This window comes from Dietzia sp. NPDC055343, assembly GCF_053645265.1.
In genome coordinates this window covers 1-2,197 of sequence record NZ_JBSHMJ010000113.1, presented here as the reverse complement: position 1 = coordinate 2,197, position 2,197 = coordinate 1, and the positions used below count along the sequence as shown (strand labels likewise).

At 65.2% G+C, this 2,197-nt stretch carries 2 protein-coding genes and 1 other RNA gene; 2 read left to right on the top strand and 1 reads right to left on the bottom strand.

The window, feature by feature from the left end; genetic code table 11:
• Both rnpB and ACWIE7_RS18865 read left to right on the top strand, forming a co-directional pair.
• An RNA gene (rnpB, locus tag ACWIE7_RS18870) (RNase P RNA component class A) lies at positions 1-287 on the top strand; the annotation flags it as partial.
• A gap of 364 nt (positions 288-651) precedes the next feature.
• Complete coding sequence (locus ACWIE7_RS18865; protein WP_454070282.1) at positions 652-1,155, top strand: DUF732 domain-containing protein; 504 nt, start codon at positions 652-654, stop codon at positions 1,153-1,155.
• A gap of 181 nt (positions 1,156-1,336) precedes the next feature.
• Here the strand turns inward: ACWIE7_RS18865 and ACWIE7_RS18860 are convergent.
• Positions 1,337-2,197, bottom strand: an 861-nt coding sequence (locus tag ACWIE7_RS18860; protein WP_454070281.1) for a hypothetical protein, incomplete at its 5' end; no start/stop codon positions are given.

The window sequence follows — 2,197 nt, the reverse complement described above, 5'->3', positions numbered from 1 at the left end:
AACAGACCGCCGCGCCGTTGGTGCGGTAAGGGTGAAACGGTGCGGTAAGAGCGCACCAGCACCCCGGGTGACCGGGGTGGCTAGGTAAACCCCGCCCGGAGCAAGGTCAAAGACCGCACCCCTGGTGGTGCGGTTGCGCGGATGACGTGCAGCGATGCACGAAAGGGCTGCTCGCCCGAGTCCGCGGGTGGACCGCTTGAGGTACCCGGCGACGGTGTGCCCAGATGGATGGTCGTCGCCCTCCCTCGTGGAGGGCACAGGATCCGGCTTACAGGCCGGCTCGTTCACCCCGCCGCTGGTCGGCGTATGAACTACGGATATGCGTAGGTCCGAACATTACGCACCGTACGCATTATCCGCGCGTTCCGGCGGCTGGCAGGGCTGCTGCGGGACCAGTGCGGGACCGGCCGGGCCTGACGGACTTCGCCGCTACCCTCCGCGCATGCTCTGGACCGACGCCCCCACTCGCTGCCCCAACGGCCACCGCCTCGGACCCAGCCGAGTCCTCGTCGGCTGGCTCGCGTCACGCGCCGGCACGCTCGAGCAGGGCTCCCTCACCCACGATTGCTTCGAGGGTGGCGCGGTCACGCTATGGGAACCGACCTGCAGCTGGAAATTATGGGCGCCGCGTGAGCGTCGTACACACCTGATATGGATACCCTCGCACCCGACGAAAGACGCACCGTGACCAACCCCGACCCCTGGACCGCTACCGGCCAGCCCGAGACCAAGACGTCCCGCACATGGTGGATCGTCGGTGGCGTTGTCGTCGCGGCACTAGCGATGTTCGTGGTGTTCCTCGCCGGGCTGGGATGGGAAGAGGCGATCGAACAAGAGGCCGCTGCCGATACTGCCTCCACCAGCAGTCTCGCACCCACATCTTCTGACCGTGACCCGACAACGGCTGATGGAGTGGGTGGCCGCGATCCGGTGACACTATCCGAGCAGATCGGCGAGATTGCCGGTGTCAGTCTCACCCATGTCCAAGTGGGCAATCTCGCGACGCGCACCTGCACTGCTCTTGATGCTGGCGCAACGAACCGGCAGGTGGCAGATGAGGCGGCAGCGAGCACTGCTGGTCGGTGGGATGATACGCAGGCTCGACTGGTGGTCATGATGATGATGTTGGAGTATTGCCCCCGTCACGCTGGGTAACCCTTTGAAACACGTAACCGGCTTACAGGCCGGCTCGTTCGCCTGCCTTCCGCAACCCGACAGTGCGCGCACGGAACGACAGACACAAGCCGAGGGCGGGGATCTGCTTGTGAGATCCCCGCCCGCAGCGAACGCGCTGGAATGGTCCAGCGGAGTGCGGCCTGCTCAGCCGCAGGAGCGGTCAGGACTCGAAGATGCCCGACACGGAACCGAAGATGTTCTCGAGGCTGCCCCCGTCCGGATCGAGCTCGAAATTCGTGGTCTCGCAACCGAAGACGAAATTATCGATGGCGACGCTCTCAGCCGCGTTCTCGCGGGTCTTCTGAACACCGACACCGGTGATCGTTGCCTCCGGGTTCTTCTCGATGATGTCCGCCAGGGTGGTCCGCTCTCCGCGGGGGAGTACCACCTCGCCGCTCTCATTCACGACGGGACGGGTGACCCAGAACTGCTCGGACTCGCTCGCATCAGCCGACTGCCAGTCGCCGGTGCCAGCGTCCGGGCTCCACGTGATGGTCGCGAACCCCTTGGCATCACCGTCGTTGCCCTGGACGCTAGCGTCGAGGAGGCGGATCTGCATTGCCGGAGCCTGGCCTTCAGTGGTGTAGTCGAAGTTCAGCAGAAGCTCGTCGTCCTCACTGAGAAGGTCCGCGAGATCCATGCCGCCGGCGTCCTTGTACATCGATACGCCCGGCGTATCTTCGTCCTGTTCGCCGAAGACCAGCGCCGCCTCTCCGACATCCTCCGTAGCCTCGACGGCTTCGATCGTGGCCGGGGTCTCGTCACTGGGAGTACTCCAGCCGGAGGCGGCGAGCGTGGAGGGGGTTACGATCTGCTCTCCGCAGTTGTCGCTACCGAGCGAACCGCCCGGAAGTGATGACTGGGCCCCGGCTATCGGTGCGGAAAGTGCCGCCCCGGCACCGAATGCGACGGCGACAGAGGCTACTCCGACGGATCGGATGACGTTCTTCATGCGTCCCCCTTCTGCTTTCTCGGCCGCCGATCTGACGACCGCGAGATGGTGGTGCTGCTCACATGCCGC